The 16,475-nt window shown below is 65.3% G+C and carries 16 protein-coding genes, 1 tRNA gene and 1 riboswitch; of the genes, 7 read left to right on the top strand and 10 right to left on the bottom strand.

Features of this window, described 5'->3' with window-relative positions; translation table 11 throughout:
• Positions 1–22: 22 nt before the first annotated feature.
• The 5 genes from IWX81_RS09555 to ribD are packed head-to-tail and all read right to left on the bottom strand — an operon-like array spanning position 23 to position 4,913.
• Positions 23–1,321: an MFS transporter gene (locus IWX81_RS09555; protein ID WP_334593721.1), complete on the bottom strand. Its 1,299-nt coding sequence runs from the start codon at positions 1,319–1,321 to the stop codon at positions 23–25.
• Positions 1,322–1,379: 58 nt separating this feature from the next.
• A complete protein-coding gene (ribH, locus tag IWX81_RS09550; protein ID WP_199281092.1) occupies positions 1,380–1,856 on the bottom strand; it encodes a 6,7-dimethyl-8-ribityllumazine synthase in 477 nt (158 codons plus the stop codon).
• Positions 1,853–3,160, bottom strand: a complete 1,308-nt coding sequence (gene ribA / locus IWX81_RS09545; RefSeq protein ID WP_199281091.1) for a GTP cyclohydrolase II — start codon at positions 3,158–3,160, stop codon at positions 1,853–1,855. Before ribA ends, ribH begins: the two co-directional genes overlap by 4 nt.
• Complete coding sequence (locus tag IWX81_RS09540) at positions 3,157–3,759, bottom strand: riboflavin synthase (RefSeq protein ID WP_199281090.1); 603 nt, start codon at positions 3,757–3,759, stop codon at positions 3,157–3,159. Before IWX81_RS09540 ends, ribA begins: the two co-directional genes overlap by 4 nt.
• A complete protein-coding gene (gene ribD / locus IWX81_RS09535) occupies positions 3,759–4,913 on the bottom strand; it encodes a bifunctional diaminohydroxyphosphoribosylaminopyrimidine deaminase/5-amino-6-(5-phosphoribosylamino)uracil reductase RibD (protein WP_334593718.1) in 1,155 nt (384 codons plus the stop codon). The genes IWX81_RS09540 and ribD overlap by 1 nt, the downstream gene beginning before the upstream one ends.
• A gap of 79 nt (positions 4,914–4,992) precedes the next feature.
• A riboswitch (FMN riboswitch) is annotated at positions 4,993–5,146 on the bottom strand.
• Between the two features lie 129 nt (positions 5,147–5,275).
• On the opposite strand from ribD, the gene IWX81_RS09530 reads away from it, so the two are divergent.
• The gene (locus tag IWX81_RS09530; RefSeq protein ID WP_199281089.1) at positions 5,276–6,037 is read left to right on the top strand and encodes an SDR family NAD(P)-dependent oxidoreductase; all 762 of its coding nucleotides are present in this window, start codon (positions 5,276–5,278) and stop codon (positions 6,035–6,037) included.
• A gap of 36 nt (positions 6,038–6,073) precedes the next feature.
• Here IWX81_RS09530 and IWX81_RS09525 read toward each other — a convergent pair whose 3' ends face one another.
• The 3 genes from IWX81_RS09525 to IWX81_RS09515 form a co-directional block, all read right to left on the bottom strand.
• A complete protein-coding gene (locus IWX81_RS09525) occupies positions 6,074–7,264 on the bottom strand; it encodes a pyridoxal phosphate-dependent aminotransferase (RefSeq protein ID WP_199281284.1) in 1,191 nt (396 codons plus the stop codon).
• A 113-nt stretch (positions 7,265–7,377) separates the two neighbouring features.
• Positions 7,378–9,408, bottom strand: coding sequence for a choice-of-anchor G family protein (locus tag IWX81_RS09520; RefSeq protein ID WP_199281088.1), 2,031 nt, complete (start codon positions 9,406–9,408; stop codon positions 7,378–7,380).
• Positions 9,409–9,700: 292 nt separating this feature from the next.
• Positions 9,701–11,017: a UDP-glucose dehydrogenase family protein gene (locus IWX81_RS09515; protein ID WP_199281283.1), complete on the bottom strand. Its 1,317-nt coding sequence runs from the start codon at positions 11,015–11,017 to the stop codon at positions 9,701–9,703.
• Positions 11,018–11,252: 235 nt separating this feature from the next.
• On the opposite strand from IWX81_RS09515, the gene IWX81_RS09510 reads away from it, so the two are divergent.
• The 3 genes from IWX81_RS09510 to nusG all read left to right on the top strand — a co-directional run bounded on the left by IWX81_RS09510 (position 11,253) and on the right by nusG (position 12,740).
• A tRNA-Trp gene (locus tag IWX81_RS09510) sits at positions 11,253–11,325 on the top strand.
• Between the two features lie 51 nt (positions 11,326–11,376).
• Entirely contained in the window at positions 11,377–11,658 is a 282-nt protein-coding gene (secE, locus tag IWX81_RS09505) for a preprotein translocase subunit SecE (RefSeq protein ID WP_199281087.1), read from the top strand.
• 77 nt (positions 11,659–11,735) lie between these two features.
• Positions 11,736–12,740 (top strand): transcription termination/antitermination protein NusG, encoded by a 1,005-nt coding sequence (gene nusG / locus IWX81_RS09500; RefSeq protein ID WP_199281086.1) that lies wholly within the window; start codon positions 11,736–11,738, stop codon positions 12,738–12,740.
• A gap of 220 nt (positions 12,741–12,960) precedes the next feature.
• Here nusG and IWX81_RS09495 read toward each other — a convergent pair whose 3' ends face one another.
• Both IWX81_RS09495 and IWX81_RS09490 read right to left on the bottom strand, forming a co-directional pair.
• Positions 12,961–13,221, bottom strand: coding sequence for an HNH endonuclease signature motif containing protein (locus IWX81_RS09495; protein WP_199281085.1), 261 nt, complete (start codon positions 13,219–13,221; stop codon positions 12,961–12,963).
• A 24-nt stretch (positions 13,222–13,245) separates the two neighbouring features.
• Positions 13,246–14,352, bottom strand: coding sequence for a DUF222 domain-containing protein (locus IWX81_RS09490; protein WP_199281084.1), 1,107 nt, complete (start codon positions 14,350–14,352; stop codon positions 13,246–13,248).
• A 268-nt stretch (positions 14,353–14,620) separates the two neighbouring features.
• Here IWX81_RS09490 and rplK point away from each other — a divergent pair, with 268 nt between their 5' ends.
• The 3 genes from rplK (at position 14,621) to IWX81_RS09475 (ending at position 16,475) form a co-directional block, all read left to right on the top strand.
• A complete protein-coding gene (rplK, locus tag IWX81_RS09485) occupies positions 14,621–15,052 on the top strand; it encodes a 50S ribosomal protein L11 (protein WP_097060284.1) in 432 nt (143 codons plus the stop codon).
• Positions 15,052–15,744 (top strand): 50S ribosomal protein L1, encoded by a 693-nt coding sequence (rplA, locus tag IWX81_RS09480; protein WP_199281083.1) that lies wholly within the window; start codon positions 15,052–15,054, stop codon positions 15,742–15,744. Before rplK ends, rplA begins: the two co-directional genes overlap by 1 nt.
• A 122-nt stretch (positions 15,745–15,866) precedes the next feature.
• Complete coding sequence (locus IWX81_RS09475) at positions 15,867–16,475, top strand: GNAT family N-acetyltransferase (protein WP_334593711.1); 609 nt, start codon at positions 15,867–15,869, stop codon at positions 16,473–16,475.

Raw genomic sequence — 16,475 nt, 5'->3', positions numbered from 1 at the left:
TCCTGGATTAGGTGGGCCGGCGCTACTTCACACTCTTGATCGGGATGACGGCGAGTCCGCCGAGCACGGCCGCGATCGCCGAGCAGACGAACAATCCGGTGTAGCCACCGAGCGCGGCGACGACGAACGCTCCGAGCAGCGGAGCCACGGCCTGCGGCACGGTGGTCGCGATGTTCATGATCCCGAGGTCTTTGCCGCGGCTGTGGGTGTTCGGCAGCACCTGGGTGGCGAGCGCCTGGTCGACGGCCATGTAGCAGCCGTATCCGAGGCCGAGGAGGCCTGCGCCGACCTGCGCGATCGTGAAGTCGGGGATGAATGCGAGCAGCAGCGCTGCCAGCGCCTGCAGGTACGCGGCGAGGTAGACGAACGGCTTGCGACGCCCGATCCTGTCGCTGAGTTTTCCGAGCAGCAACGCGGCCGCGATGAAGAAGACCAGGTAGATGACGGTCAGCAGCAGCAGGTCATCCTGAGCAGTCTCCGGGCGGTCGAGCCCGTAGATCAGGAAGTAGAGCAGCAGGGTGGTGCCGAGGGCATTACCGATATTGACGAGGATGCGCCCGAGCAGTGTCCAGCCGAAGTCGGGGTGCGCGACGGGGTTGATCCAGAATCCCTTGATCAGCGCGAGAAGGCTGAACGGAGGCCGCAGCACCCTGGGGAGCACCTCGTCGGGGACGAAGAACAGGAACGGTGCCACGAGCAGGATGAGCAATACGGCGACGAGCGTGTAGCCGACGAGCACTCCGAGCGTGAGGCCGAGCACGAGCGCGAGCCCCAGCACGGTTCCCATCGCCTGGGGGGCAGACACCCAGCCTGAGACGTAGCCGCGCTGGTCGACGGGCACCTGGTCAGAGATGGTGGCGGTGATGCCGGCTGACACCATGCAGAATCCGATGATCGTCAGCGACCAGAAGATCCCGATGCCGACGAGGGTGGACTGCAGGCCCAGCAGGAACAGCGCGATGGCGAAGACCAGCGTGCCCGCGAGCATCCACGGTCGGCGCCGGCCGAAGCGCGAGGTGGTGCGGTCAGAGAGTGCGCCTGTCAGCGGATACACGATGAGCGCGAATGCCCCGGCGATGCCGGAGATCACGCCGAACGCGACGACGCTCTCAATACCGGATGCACTGTCCGTGCCGGACGCGCTGCCCACGAGTCCGTCGATCTGGGTGGGCAGCAGCAGCTGCACCGGGGTGAGCTGCGCCATCCAGATCCCGAGCCAGGCCGTGGCGAACAGCGCGATCCATCCGCCCGTCACCTTCCGTTTCGGTTCGGCGAACGGGGCGAATGCTGCGGGCGTCGAAACTGGCTTGGGCACGGTCACTGCGCCAGAGTACTAGTCCGTCTACTGCCCGTCAGCACATCGACGCGGCGGCAGTGAATTACTTCGAGTTTCGGATGCCCCGCAGGATGATCGCGGTGGCGAGAGCCGCCTCCGCGGCCTCAGCACCCTTGTCTTCCTTCGAGCCGGGGAGTCCTGCCCTGTCGAGTCCCTGCTGTTCGTCGTCCAGGGTGAGCACGCCGAAGCCCACGGGCTTACCCGTGTCGATGGCGACCCGCGTGAGTCCATCCGTCGCGGCGGCGCTCACGTACTCGAAGTGCGGGGTCCCGCCGCGCACGATGACGCCGAGTGCCACGACGGCATCCGCGCCGGCATCCAGCGCCACTTTCGAGGCCACCGGGAGCTCGAAACTGCCGGGCACCTGGATCTCGGTGACCTCGGCCCCGGAGGCGAGCAGCACGCGGCGGGCACCAGCGAGCAGTCCATCGGCGATGCCGTGATGCCACAGGCCCGAGACGATGGTGACCTTCAGCCCTGTGCCGTCGGTGTCGAGTACGGGATGTCCTTCGCCGCTCATGATTGTTCTGCCTTTCGTGCTGTCGCGGTGGCGAGCACCGAGTCGAGCACATCGTTGGTGGGGATGACGTGGCCCATGCGGTCACGTTTGGCCTCGAGGTAAGCCTCGTTGAACTCGCCGACACCGACAACGAGCGGCACGCGCTCGACGATGGTGATGCCGCGCTCTTCGAGCTGGCGCAGCTTCTCGGGGTTATTGGTGACTGCCCTGACCCTCGAGATTCCGAGGTCGTCGAGGATGGCGACGGCCGCGCTGTAGTCGCGACCGTCCGCGGGGAAGCCGAGGGCGAGGTTCGCGTCGAGGGTGTCGAGCCCGTCTTCCTGCAGCCGGTAGGCCTTCAACTTGTTGATGAGCCCGATTCCGCGCCCCTCGTGGCCTCTCATGTAGATGACGATGCCGCCCTGGTCGTGGATCATGTCGAGGGCCGCGTCCAGTTGGGGTCCGCATTCGCATTTGCCCGAGTGGAAGACCTCACCCGTCAGGCACTCCGAGTGCACGCGGATGAGCGTGCCGTCGGGGGGAGTGCCACCGCCGGCGACATCGCTGATCACAGCGAGGTGGTCGGCCCCGGTCATCCTGTCGCGATACGCGCGGAAGCGGAAAGTGCCGTGAGCGGTGGGAACCGTCGTCTCGACCTCGAAGATCACCCTCGAGGTCTCGGGGATGTCGACGACGACGGGAACGTCTGCGTCGCAGTGCCACTCCTGCAGGTAGTCGATGAGGGCAGCGATCGTGATGACGGGGATGTCCATCGATTCGCCGAGCGCGATGAGGCCAGGCAGCCGCATCATCTCGCCGTCATCGGCCACGATCTCACCGATGGCGCCGACCGGCACGAGTCCGGCGAGCTTGAGCAGGTCGATTGTCGCCTCGGTGTGCCCTGGCCGCTCCCGCACACCGCCATCTGCTGCGCGCAGGGGGATGATGTGGCCGGGCCGGTGAAGGCTCATCGGCGTGGATGTCACGTCGGCAAGCACGCGCAGCGTGTGCGCGCGGTCTGCGGCGCTGATGCCGGTGCTCAGGCGATCCGCGGCATCCACGCTGATCGTGTATGCGGTACCGAGCGGATCCTCGTTGTCGACGACCATGAGCGGCAGCTCCAGGCGGTCCGCGATCTCGTTGGTCATCGGCGCGCAGATGAAGCCAGAAGTGTTGCGGATCGTCCAGGCGAGCCACTCCTGGGTGGCCGACTGTGCCGCGAGGATGACATCGCCCTCGTTCTCACGGCTCTCGTTGTCGGCGACGATCACGGGCTTTCCGGCGCGCAGCGCCTCGAGCGCCGCGGGGATGTTCGTAAGACTCATCGGTCTGACCTCTCGAAGTTCACCATGCGTTCGACGTGGCGGGCAAGGATGTCCGTCTCGATGTTCACCGAGTCGCCCACGACTTTTGCGCCGAGGATCGTGGCGACGAGAGTCTCGGGGATGAGGGACACCTCGAACCAGTCACGGCCGACCGCGCTGACGGTGAGCGAGACCCCATCGACGGCGATGGATCCCTTGCGGGCGACGAGGGGGGCGACATCCGGTGCGAGGCTGAACCTGAGCACCCGCCAGGCGCTGCCATCGTCGATCGACAGCACGGTCGACGTGCCGTCGATGTGGCCCTGCACGATGTGTCCGCCGAGGCGATCGCCGACGTGTGCCGCGCGCTCGATGTTCACGCGCTGCCCGACGGTCATGCCCTTGAGGGTCGACATGTCGATCGACACGGCCATGACGTCTGCCGTGAACCAGTCGCGGCCCTGGTCGACGACGGTCAGGCAGACACCGCTGACCGAGATGGAGTCGCCGTGGCTGGCGTCGCTGACCGCGAGAGGCGCGCGCACGGTGATGCGCGCTGCATCGTCGCCGAGCTCCCAGGCCGTGACCTCGCCGAGCTCTTCGATGATTCCTGTGAACATTAGTGACCTGCTTCTGTAGTCGGTCGTGCCGCCGTGATCGGACGGGCGCTGATCGGACGGGCGCTGATCGGACGGGCGCTGATCGGGCGGGCACGCAGGAGGATGTCGTTGCCGAGGTGTTCGACGCTCGTGATGCGCAGTTCCCTGGCCTCGCCGATCGTGGAGACGCCGATGTCGCCGATCGCGAGCTGGTCGCCGCCGAGGAGTTTCGGGGCGAGGTAGATGAGGTAGTCGTCGACGAGCCCGGCGGCGATGAACGCGCTCGCGAGAGTCGGTCCGCCCTCGACGAAAGCTCGACGGATGCCCTGCCCGAACAGCCACTCCAGGATCTCGCCGAGGTTGCGGCTGCCGGTCTCCAGCACGCCGCGGGGGTGATCCCAGAGGTGGGCATCGCCGGGGATGTGACGCTCGCCGATGACGATCGGCAGCGGCTGGTCATCCATCAGCTCTCCACCATCACCACGCGCGGTCAGGGAAGGATCGTCGGCGAGCACGGTGCCGGTGCCGACGAGGATGGCGTCGCTCGCGGCGCGCTGTTCATGTACACGCTGGCGGGATGCCGTGCCGGTGATCCACTGGCTCGAGCGATCGGCGGCCGCCGCCCTGCCATCGAGAGTCGAGGCCCACTTGAGGGTGACGAACGGCCGGCCGAGGGAGGTCGAGATGAGCCACGCACGCTGGAACTCTGTCGCCTCCGCGGTCAGGACTCCGGTGATGACCTCGACGCCGGCGGTGCGAAGCCGCTCGGCTCCGCCGGCCGAGCCGACCCCGGGGTCTGGCACGGCGTAGACGACGCGGGTGATGCCCGCGTCGATGAGCGCTTCGCTGCAGGGGCCGGTGCGCCCCGTGTGGTTGCACGGTTCGAGGGTGACGACGGCGGTCAGGCCAGCGCGGCTATCGGCCGTGAACAGAGGGTCGACAGTGGTCACGGGGTCGATCTTCGACAGGGCGTCGACCTCGGCGTGAGGGGTGCCGGCGCCCCGGTGCCAGCCTTCCGCGACGATCGTTCCGGTCGCGTCCAGCAGCACACAGCCCACCTGCGGGTTCACTCCGGTGGCGGGTCCGAGGGCGGCGAGCTCGAGGGCGCGGCGCATGGCAGGCTCGAAGGCCAGCGCTGTGCCTTCATGCGCTGTGCCCCACTGCTCCGCGGTCATCCGGTGTCCTTGTCCTCACGAAAGACGGACTCCGGGTTAAGGGTCACGAGACCCGCGGCACGACAAAACCGTCGTGACGCTCGTGCTGCCTCTCATCCGGACTGAGGGTGGTTTCCCACCCATTACCGTCGGTCCCGGAGTTCCACCAGGTCAACCACATCAGGGTTCGCACCCATCCGTGGCTCGCGGACTATCACCGCCGGTTCGGACTTTCACCGACCCCGGAGCACGTGTTTATTGCTTATCAGTGTACTCAACGTCGCCGGGCTCCCTATATTCCCGGCGTGACCCCTATCCCTGACGTGTACCGAGGACGCAGTTAGAGTTGCTCCCACGACAGCGATCGAGGGGACCTATCCACCATGGACATCGACAACACTGTGGCGCTCATCACTGGTGGAGCTTCGGGCCTCGGCCTCGCGACGGCACGTCGACTGCTCGCCGGGGGAGCCACCGTCGTGATCGCCGACCTCGAGTCGTCCCAGGGCGCTGCCGTCGCGACCGAACTCGGCGCGCGAGCACATTTCGTGCCGACGGACGTCACGAATGAACAGGATGCCGCTCGCGCCGTCGACGCCGCCGCACAACTCGGCGGACTCGATGTGCTCGTCAACTGTGCCGGAATCGCGACGGCCGCCAGGGTGGTGGGGCCAGAGGGCCCGTTCCCGCTGGACATCTTCAGCCGCGTGATCCAGATCAACCTCATCGGCACCTTCAACATGATCAGGCTGGCCGCGGCGAGCATGGCCGAGCAGCCCACCGACGCCGAAGAGCGAGGGGTGATCATCAACACGGCTTCCGTGGCGGCGTTCGACGGCCAGATCGGCCAGGCGGCCTATTCGGCGTCGAAGGCCGGCGTCGCGGGAATGACCCTGCCGATGGCCCGGGAGCTCGCGAGGTTCAAAATCAGGGTGATGACCATCGCGCCGGGGTTGTTCCACACACCGTTGTTCGATGCACTGTCACCGGCGACGATCGTTTCCCTCGGTTCCCAGACGCCGCATCCGGCGAGGCTCGGCAAACCCGAGGAGTACGCGTCGCTCGCGGCCCACATCGTCGAGAACCCGATGCTCAATGGCGAAACCATCCGCCTGGACGGCGCGATCAGGATGGCGCCGCGCTGACGCCATCGCTTCTCGACGGACCAACGGACCAGTTGCTCAGCCGAACAGCTTCTGCAGCCTCGTGACGCCCTCGATGAGTGCGTCGTCGCCGAGGGCATACGACAGGCGAATGTAGCCCGATGGCCCGAAGGCCTCTCCGGGCACGACAGCGACCTCGGCCTGTTCGAGAATCAGGTCGGCGAGTTCGAGCGACGTCGTGGGCGTGACTCCGCCCCACGTGCGGCCGAGCAGCCCCGTGACATCCGGATACACGTAGAACGCGCCCTCGGGGGTCGGGCAGTGCAGTCCCTCGATCTTGTTCAACTCGGCGACGATCATCTTGCGGCGCCGGTCGAATGACTGGCGCATGACCTCGACCTGGTCCTGCGGCCCGGTGAGGGCCTCGATCGCGGCGCGCTGCGAGATATTGGACACGTTGGACGAGAGGTGCGACTGCAGGTTGCCCGCGGCCTTGATGACGTCGGCGGGGCCGACCATCCAGCCGAGCCGCCATCCGGTCATGGCGTAGGACTTGGCGACGCCGTTGACCAGGATCGTGCGATCGGCCAATTCGGGCACGGCTTCGACGATAGAGACTGCGCGCACTCCGTCGTAGACGAGGTTCTGGTAGATCTCATCCGAGATGACCCACAGCCCGTGTTCCAGGGCCCATTCCCCGATGGCGCGGGTCTGCTCGGGAGAGTAGACCGACCCTGTCGGGTTCGAGGGGGAGACGAACAGCAGCACTTTGGTGCGATTGGTGCGGGCAGCTTCGAGCTGCTCGACCGTGACGAGGTAGTTCTGGTCGGCACCGGCGAACACCTCGACCGGGACACCGCCGGCGAGCTTCACGGCCTCCGGGTATGTGGTCCAGTACGGGGAGGGCAGCAGCACCTCGTCGCCGGGGTCGATCAGGGTCGCGAACGACTGGTAGACGGCCTGCTTGCCGCCATTGGTGACGATGACCTGGGATGCCGGCACCGCCCATCCGCTGTCACGGAGCGTCTTCGCGGCGATCGCCTCTCGCAGCTCGGGCAGGCCGACCGCCGGCGTGTACCTGTAGTTCTTCGGGTCGAGCACCGCTCGGGACGCGGCATCCACGATGTTCGCGGGTGTCGCGAAGTCGGGTTCGCCCGCCGCGTAGCTGATGACGGGGCGACCCTCGGCCTGGAGGGCCTTGGCTTTCGCGTCGACCTTCAGGGTGGCGGATTCGGCGATGGCGGCGATACGGCGGGAGATGCGGGGCATGGTCACGGGTCAAGTTTAGGGCGCGACATCCTCGTTCAGGGCGCACGAAATGGTGGCCGGAATCAGGACTGGGTCATGATTCCGGCCACCATCTGTCGCCGGGGGCGACGGGGTCAGTCTGTGGCGATCGCCCTGGCGAGCGAACGGCGGTGGCCCATGCGCGCCAGGTATACGCCGGCGCCGAGCAGCGCGAGAATCACCGCGATGAGGCTGGCGATCCCGGCTCCCGTGTAGGCGAGCCGGTTGGTTGCCGAGGTGCCCGAGCCTGCAGAGTCGCCCGGAGTGGTGGTGCCGGGGTTGCCGCCGGTGGGGCAGTCTGTGGTGCAGGTCGGGTCAGGATCGGGGTTACCGGATCCGCAGTCACCCACGCACGGGTCGATGACCCTGGTGACGTTCGGTCCGACCGTCGCCTTCGCGAGGTCGATCGTGGCAAGTCCGGAGGATCCCGCATCCTTCAGGACGGTGACCCTCACCGCGGTCTGGATGAATGTTCCGTCGCTGACCTTCTGCACGTTCGCCCTCACCGACAGCACGTCGTCGAGCACGCTGCCCACGCTCGTGGAGCCGAGCAGCCCGTCGACCGCGGGATTGACCAGTCCGGAGTTGAGCCTGTCGGTAACCTGCGCAACGGCACCATCCGAATCGAACAGCGAATCGGTGAGTCCGGCGGCGATACCCCCGATGACGGAATCGACGGTAAGACTCGCGTCGACGGTTCCGCCCAGAAGGGAGACGGAGGCTGTGCCAGTGGCAGCGGTCCCGTCGAGGATCTGGCGCACGGTTCCCTGCACGTCGACGTCGACGGTGCTGCGCAGGTCCGGAAGCACGCTTCCCACGACCTCACACACGGTGTCCGTGGTGTGGCCGATGACCCCCTGGGTCGTGCCGCCGCTGTTGGCGTGGCCGGCGCCGAGCATTCCGCCCAGCAGGCCCCCGCCACTGCTGCCGCCGAGGAGCCCTCCGGTGAGGGGAGTGATGATGTCCCCGATGATCGGCACCTGGATGTCGCGGCACACCCGATTGTCCTGACTGCCCTGCGACGACAGCAGGTCGAGGTCTGCGTGCACGTCGACCTGCGCGCCGTCGAGCGCCACATCGACCTTCTGGATGATCTGGTCAGAGAGCGTCGAGACCGTGTCGGTGATCCCCTTGAGGATCTGGTTCACGACCGGGCCGGTCAGCAATTCCGTGCCGGGGGCGAGGTTGTTGAGGTCTCCGCCGAGCAGTTGTTCGAGGTCGACCGACACCTGACCGGTCTGCAGGTTGAACCGCACGGCACCGTCGCCGTATTCGCCAGTGAGCAGTGGTGCGACCGCGCCACGTACATCGCTCGTGACTGTGGCCGTCACGTTCGCCGATGATCCGACGACACCGAGCACCGGGTCGATGACGCCATCGACCGCGTTGCCGAGTACGCCGTCGTCTCCGCCGAGACTCGCGATCGCATCATCCACCGGCGCCAGTGCCGAGTGCACTTTCGGGCTCAACTGCGCGATGGCCGGGCTCGTGAACGTCAGGGTGGCGCCCGCGAGCGTGTAGTCGCCGGATGCCGAGTCCAGGCTTGCGCTGGCATTGGCCGACACCGCTTCGAGAGACAGGTCCAGGTCGGTGAGGATCGAGGCGTACCTGCTGTCGAGCAGCGCGTCGAGATCGAGTGCGAGGTCGCTCGCGACACCCGTGCTCGACTCACCGACGCCAATTCCACCGTCGTTGGTCACGGCTCCGGCAGAGGCGACCGATGAGCCGTCTTTCGCAGCCTGGGCGAACTGGTGCAGGACCCCGGCATCCAGAACATCACCGAGATTCAGCTGGATGCCCCTGGGGCTCTCGAAGCCGATCGAATTGAGCAGCGTCGGGCTGAGGGGGTCATTGCTTCGCTGCGTGACCTGGGATCCGTTGTTGCTGGCTGTCGCCGGCGCGAGTTCGACTATCGCATCGAGATCGAGCCCGAGGAGCGAGCCGGAAAGAAACTGCCCCTCTCCATAGGACACCGGGAGGGTTGTGGCCGAGGCCGCAACGGGTGCCGCAATGACGAATCCGACAGTCAGGGCGCAGATGGCTGCTGAGGCTCCCACTGTCGTCATGATCGAGCGGGCCGGACGACCGGCTCGTGGGGCCGAGCTGGTTGAGCGTTGTGTAAACATGATTGATACCTTCCTGATCCTGGTTGTGGATGAGGAAGCTGTGGTTCGATCGTCGTCGATCTCAACTCGGGTGTTCCCGTGCGGGAACGATGAGGTGACGAAACTGCCTGATCTCAGCTTCGCTACGCCCATGGGTGGGGTGGTGCACGATTTTCACTTGTGGCCTGCGCGAGTGGGTGTGCCTCGCGGGCGTCGACCCTGAGGTCTTCGCTTAGTGAAAGAGACCGAGCACTGCGTCGGCTATGACGCGGTTTCCGTAAATGTTTTGATTAACTTCTTTACGAGCGCTTCTTTACGGACGGCCGAGGCCACGGTACGTCCAGCCTGCGGCGCGGAACTCGGCAGTATCGAGACAGTTTCGACCGTCGATGACGATGCGGTTCGCGACGAGTTCGCCCGCCCACGTTGCATCCAGTCGCCTGAATTGTTCCCACTCGGTGACGAGCACGACGGCGTCGGCATCGGTGAGAGCATCCTCGAGTTTCTCCGCGTACTCGAGTTGGGGATGCGCCTTCCTCGCGTTCGCGATGGCGTGCGGGTCTGTGGCGACCACCCTCGCTCCGAGTCCGCGGAGCTGCACGGCGACATCCAGGGCGGGAGAGTCGCGGATGTCATCCGAGTACGGCTTGAACGCGAGGCCCAGCACGGCCACCTTCCTGCCGAACACCGTACCGCCGAGGGATTCGACGGTGAGGTCGACGACGCGCTGGCGGCGACGGAGGTTGATGGCATCCACTTCCTTGAGGAAGGCGACGGATTCCCCGCGACCGAGCTCCTCGGCTCGAGCCGTGAACGCCCTGATGTCTTTGGGCAAGCAGCCTCCTCCGAAGCCGACACCGGCCCCGAGGAAGCGACGGCCGATCCTGGCATCCAGTCCGATGGCGTCAGCCAGCTGCGTGACGTCGGCTCCGGTGACCTCGGCGATTTCGGCCATCGCGTTGATGAACGAAATCTTGGTCGCGAGAAACGCATTTGCGGAGACCTTGACGAGTTCGGCTGTGGCGTAGTCGGTGACGATCAGCGGGGTCCCGGCGTCGAGTGCTGCGCTGTAGATGTCGTCGAGCCGCGATTTCGCGGAGGCCGCGTCGGACTGTGATGCGGGAAGCCCGTACACGAGGCGGTCGGGCGAGATGGTGTCCTTGACGGCGAATCCTTCGCGCAGGAACTCGGGGTTCCACGCGAGGATTGCTTTCGTGCCGGAGGCATCGAGCATGGCCGCGAGCGTTTCGGCGGTTCCCACGGGCACGGTCGACTTGCCCACCACGAGGTCGCCGTCACGCAGGAACGGGATGAGGTCGCGCACGGCCCCATTGACGTAGGTGAGGTCTGCCGCGTACGAGCCCTTCTTCTGCGGGGTGCCGACGGCGATGAAGTGCACGTCCGCCCCGGCGGCATCCGCCATTCGGGTGGAGAAGCGCAGCCGTCCCGAGGCTGTCGCCGAGGTGAGGATCTCGGGCAGTCCGGGCTCGAAGAATGGCGCACGACCGAGGGAGAGCTCGTCGATCCTGGCCTGATCGATGTCGATACCGATGACGTCGTGACCGAGTTCGGCCATGGCTGCGGCATGCACCGCTCCGAGGTACCCACATCCGATGACGGAAAGTTTGATGGTGTCTCTCTTTCGTAGGCGAGCTCGCTGGCCACCCGGCGGCGACGTGCATCATTTTGTCAGAATGCCCGAGGGGACTCACGGCTGGTCGGCCGAGCGTGAGCGGGATTTCGTCCTGAGTGTCGATGACATACACTGGTGGAGGTAGTTGAAGTCTGCCAAGCTTTTGCGCGCCCTTGACGAGATTTTGTCGGCTGGAAAGTCGTCAGCAGTTCAGGGGAGTGGCGAAATGCATAGGGCGGTGGCTCAATTGGTAGAGCAGCGGTCTCCAAAACCGCAGGTTGCAGGTTCAAGTCCTGTCCGCCCTGCAAGTCCCGGCAGCCATTTCTGTCTGCGGGGGTATCGGAAGGTAGAAACGAATGGCGAGAAACGTGGTCGACGATCCGAGTGAGGACGTCGTCGCCAATGCCAGAACCGATCGCGCCCAAAAGCGTGGACCGTTCGCGGGCATCATCCTGTTCCTTCGCCAGGTCATGCTCGAATTGCGCAAGGTGGTCACACCGACGCGCAAGGAGCTGGTGAGTTTTACCCTCGTCGTGCTGGTGTTTGTTGTCATCATGATGGCCCTGGTATCGGGGCTCGACTTCGGCTTCAGCGCCCTGGTCAACTTCCTGTTCGGCGATCCCACCATCGCGGGCTGATCGAACCAGCACGGACTGCACGAGTACGGGGGCGATCGAGTGTCGCCCAGTGAACAAGAGCAATGAAATGAGATTTTGTGTCTGAGAACCACCGCGACGACTTCGAGCTCGCTACGGCAGCCGAGCAGTCTGGCGAGGTCGACGAAGCGCAGACGGGTAACACCGATCTGGCGGCCGACAGGTCAGAGAACGCTGCAGAGCACGAAGCGATGCACGTGATCGATGATGACGAGGAAGAGGGCGACCTCGCCGGGCTCCTCGAGGCACTCGATGCTGCCATCGATCCCGAGGCTGACTCGATCGTCGACGACGCGCTAGACATCGATTCTGTGGATGAGGCTGACGCCTCGGTCGCCGCAACCGATGACGAGGCTGACATCGAAGCAGAAGAGGAAGCTTCGGAGGAGCCCGATGTCACCCCCTACGACGGACCCGACCTCGGTGAAGAGCTCGACGCCGCTGAGGTGGACCCGTACGACGCATTCAAGGCGGAACTGCGCGAGAAGCCGGGCAAGTGGTACGTCATCCACTCCTACGCCGGCTTCGAGAAGCGCGTGAAGCAGAACATCGACAACCGCAAGATCTCGATGGCGATGGAAGACTACGTCTTCGAGGTTCAGGTTCCGATGGAAGATGTCGTCGAGATCAAGAACGGCCAGCGCAAGCTCGTCAACCGCGTGCGCATCCCCGGATACGTGCTTGTCCGCATGGACCTGAACGAAGACAGCTGGTCTGTTGTGCGTCACACGCCCGGCGTCACCGGCTTCGTGGGCAACTCGCACAACCCCCGCCCGCTGCGCTTCGAAGAAGCCTTCAACATGCTCAAGAGCCTCGTGCAGATCGTCGAGGCTCCGGCGGCCAAGGGCGCTCCCGGCAAGGGCAAGTCCCCGTCACGCGTCATTCCCGCTGAAATCGACTTCGAGATCGGCGAGACCATCACCATCAAGGAAGGTTCGTTCGCGGGCCTGCCGGGTTCGATCAGCGAGATCAAGGCGGAGAGCGGCAAGCTCATCGTGCTCGTCTCGCTCTTCGAGCGCGAGACTCCGGTCGAGCTCAGCTTCGACCAGGTCACCAAGATGTAGTTCGTCTTTTGGGAAAGGGCGCACCCCGGGTTGAAAAACCTGCGGTGCGCCCTTTTTTGGCAGCGTAGCTGTTGGTGGCGCGTGTGCGCTTTCTGCGGACGACCTGCACGACCGATCTGAGGCGCGCTCGATCCGCGCCAGCATTAGCCGCGCCAGCATCAGGCCGCGTGAGCATCAGGCCGCACCAGCATTGGCCGCACCGGCATTAGCCGGTCCGGCATCAGGCCGCGTGAGCAACCGGTCTGCGGGTCGGAGTCCAATCGACGACACCGGGCCCGCGCACGTGCGGCATGCCCGCGATCATCCGATACTGCCAGGGTCCGGTGTCGACTATCCGGTGATGCCAATAGCAGAGCAGGATACCGTTATCGAGGGCGGTCGGCCCGTCGTCCCGATCGGGGATGACGTGGTGTGCCTGCAGCGTGTAGTGGGGGCTGGTGCACCCTGGTGTGGAGCAGCCGAGCCCGTCCCGAGCCGCCATCCCCAGCCGGTGTGTCGGTGTGAATCAGCGCTGCGGTGAACTGATGGCGGTGACGGCGCCGTTCTCGTCTGTCGTGACGACGCGGTAGCCTCCGGCATCGATGAAACGCTCGATGGTGCGACGCGAGACCGGGAACGGAGAGCCGGAAAGGGTTCCGATGGCATCAGAATCGAGACCGTAATCATTCGCGAGATCGGCGGCGGTGACGGTCACCAGCACGGAGACCGGTAGTCCGTCGAGTCGGGGAGCACCTTCCGTCGCTGCGGCAGCCATGACGATCTCGCCAAGCGCATCATGGCGGCGCTGTGCCGGTGTGCGCTGGTCGCCTGCATCGATCGCGCCATCGGCGTCGACGAGGTCGGCGCTCAGAATCGTCGAGGCGACGTCGACGAACCGGGGCGATCGGCGATGCGCTTCCAGCATCCCGGCAAGCAGCGACCCGATTTCGGGCAACAGTCGTCCATACGCTGGCACCAGTCCGTCTTCATCGGGAGTGCCCAGTTGAAACTGCCGCCGCCGTGTTGCGCGTTCCTCGCGAGGTCGGGCTCCGTCAGGGTCGATCAGCGCGCTCACCTGGTGGATCTCGCCGCCAAGATAATCGACAGAAACTGTGGCCACCATGGGCTCACCGTGAGAGTCGCGCCCGCTCGCGAGATCCATCATCACCCTCTCGGCCACGTGCAGCGCCCCGGTAGATGCATGGCCTGTAATGGCGGCCAACTCCGAGGCGATCAGAGCGGCAGCGTCGAGCCCGACGTCGCCCGAGGTGAGTGCATCACTGATCAGGGGGCGCGGGGCTGGCAGCGAGCCGCCTGTCAGAGTCTTCTCGCCACAGACGGCGGCAGCGACTCTCAGGCGTGCTGCGGCGGAGCGCTCCGAGATGCGAGCGAGAGACGCAACGGCAGCAATGGATGACGCGTACCCCAGCCGTTCGACAATGCCAGGGTCACCGACGATGGGAGCGAGCACCCTCACTCGCGCGCAGTCCATCAATCGACCCGCCGTCTCGACCGCCACCATCGCATCGGCAACCGGATAGGTCGCGGTTTCATCGCGCAGCAGGTCGATCAACGTAGTCAACTCGCGCGCGACCGCATCCACCTGGCGGGAGATTGTCGGTAGCTGCGACATGGCCCAATTCTAACGAACATTCGAACATATGTACACCCCTGTTTGGGGGTAATTTCGGGAACTGGCGGGGTGGCGGGCAGAGCCGTTGGCCAGCGCGAGCTCGACGGCAGTTCCCCGCTTTCCCAGCGATGGCGATGCAGCGCCTAGGCATTCACGAACACATCCCGTAAGATGAACAGGTTGTCCTTCAGGGGATGAGCGCACCGCATCCGTCGGATGTCGGGAGAGTTGGCCAACTCCGGCCAGTTCGAACAGAAAAGGGAAACCAATGGCACCGAAAAAGAAGGTCACGGGTCTGATCAAGCTTCAGATCCAGGCCGGCGCCGCTAACCCCGCACCGCCCATCGGGCCTGCGCTGGGACAGCACGGCGTTAACATCATGGAGTTCTGCAAGGCGTACAACGCCGCGACCGAGTCGCAGCGCGGAAACGTCATCCCGGTGGAGATCACCGTCTACGAGGACCGTTCATTCACGTTCATCCTCAAGACCCCGCCGGCAGCCGAGCTCATCAAGAAGGCAGCGGGAGTTGCCAAGGGCTCAGGAACGCCGCACACCGTCAAGGTTGCGAAGCTCACCAAAGACCAGGTCCGCACGATTGCTGAGCAGAAAATGGTCGACCTCAACGCAAACGACGTCGAGGGCGCGATGAAGATCATCGCGGGAACCGCTCGCTCAATGGGAATCACGGTGGAGGCATAATGTCCAAGAATTCCAAGGCATACAAGGCCGCCGTCGAGAAGATCGAAGACGGCAAGTTCTACACAGCCACCGAGGCAGTCGCTGTCGCCCGCGAGACCGGATCGAAGAAGTTCGACTCCACGGTCGAAGTCGCACTGAAGCTCGGTGTCGACCCGCGTAAGGCAGACCAGATGGTGCGCGGCACCGTCATCCTGCCCCACGGCACGGGCAAGACCGCCCGCGTCATCGTCTTTGCGACGGGCCCCGCAGCGGACGCAGCACTCGCTGCCGGCGCTGACGAGGTCGGTGGCGCTGAGCTCATCGAGAAGGTTGCGGGCGGCTACACGTCGTTCGACGCCGCCGTCTCGACCCCCGAGCTCATGGGCCAGGTCGGTCGACTCGGAAAGGTGCTCGGCCCCCGCGGTCTCATGCCCAACCCGAAGACCGGCACCGTGACCCAGGACACCGCCAAGGCCGTGTCCGAGATCAAGGGCGGAAAGATCGAGTTCCGCGTCGACAAGCACTCCAACGTGCACTTCGTCGTGGGCAAGGCCGGATTCACTCACGACCAGCTGAGCGAGAACATCAAGGCAGCGATCGACGAGGTCGTCCGCTCCAAGCCCAGCTCGTCAAAGGGTCGCTACATCACCAAGGGAACCGTCTCGACGACGTTCGGCCCGGGCATCCCGCTCGACGTCAACTCGCTGGCGTAACTCCAGTTGCGGGAAAGGGGTCGACTTCGGTCGGCCCCTTTTCTGCATCCCCGCCGCTGTATTGCCGCCGTTGCATCCCCGCTGCGCCCACCACCTTCACCTTCCGATCTGACGGAGATCTCGTGACCATCGACCCGGACCAGGGGCCACAGCCGCTCTTTGCCGCCAACTCTCCGTCGTTTCGGAAGGGCGCGGGTCGAAGGGTAGACGTGCGCGCGGCGGTTCAGGATGACGCGGGTCTGCTCCACGCGGTCGCCGCCGAGACCTTCCCGCTGGCCTGCCCGCCGGATGCGGACCAGGGGAGCATCCTCGCTTTCATCGCGCATAGCCTGTCGGAGGATGCGTTCGACGCCTATCTGGCGGACCCGGCGCGCGAACTCTTCATCGCCGAGGTGGACCATCTCGCCGCGGGGTATGCCATGGTCGTGCACGCCGATCCGACGGACCCGGATGTCGTGGCATCCGTTTCCGCGCGCCCGACATCGGAGCTGAGCAAGCTATATGTGCGTGCCGCGCATCACGGCGCCGGAGTTGCTGTTGCTCTCGTCGATGCGGCGGTGCGGGCCTCAGCGGCGCGGGGCTCGCTGTCGGTGTGGCTCGGTGTGAACGATGAGAACGAGCGAGCGAACCGCTTCTACGAAAAGAGTGGATTCCTGAAGGTCGGCACCAAGCGATTCAGGCTCGGTGAACGGCTGGAGAGCGATTTCGTGCGGGAACGACGGCTCGGTTGA

The sequence above is a fragment of the Salinibacterium sp. CAN_S4 genome (genome assembly GCF_015752305.1).
Taxonomy (GTDB): domain Bacteria; phylum Actinomycetota; class Actinomycetes; order Actinomycetales; family Microbacteriaceae; genus Rhodoglobus.
The sequence above is the reverse complement of the archived record's forward strand: the minus strand, read 5'-3'. Positions and strand labels throughout refer to the sequence as shown.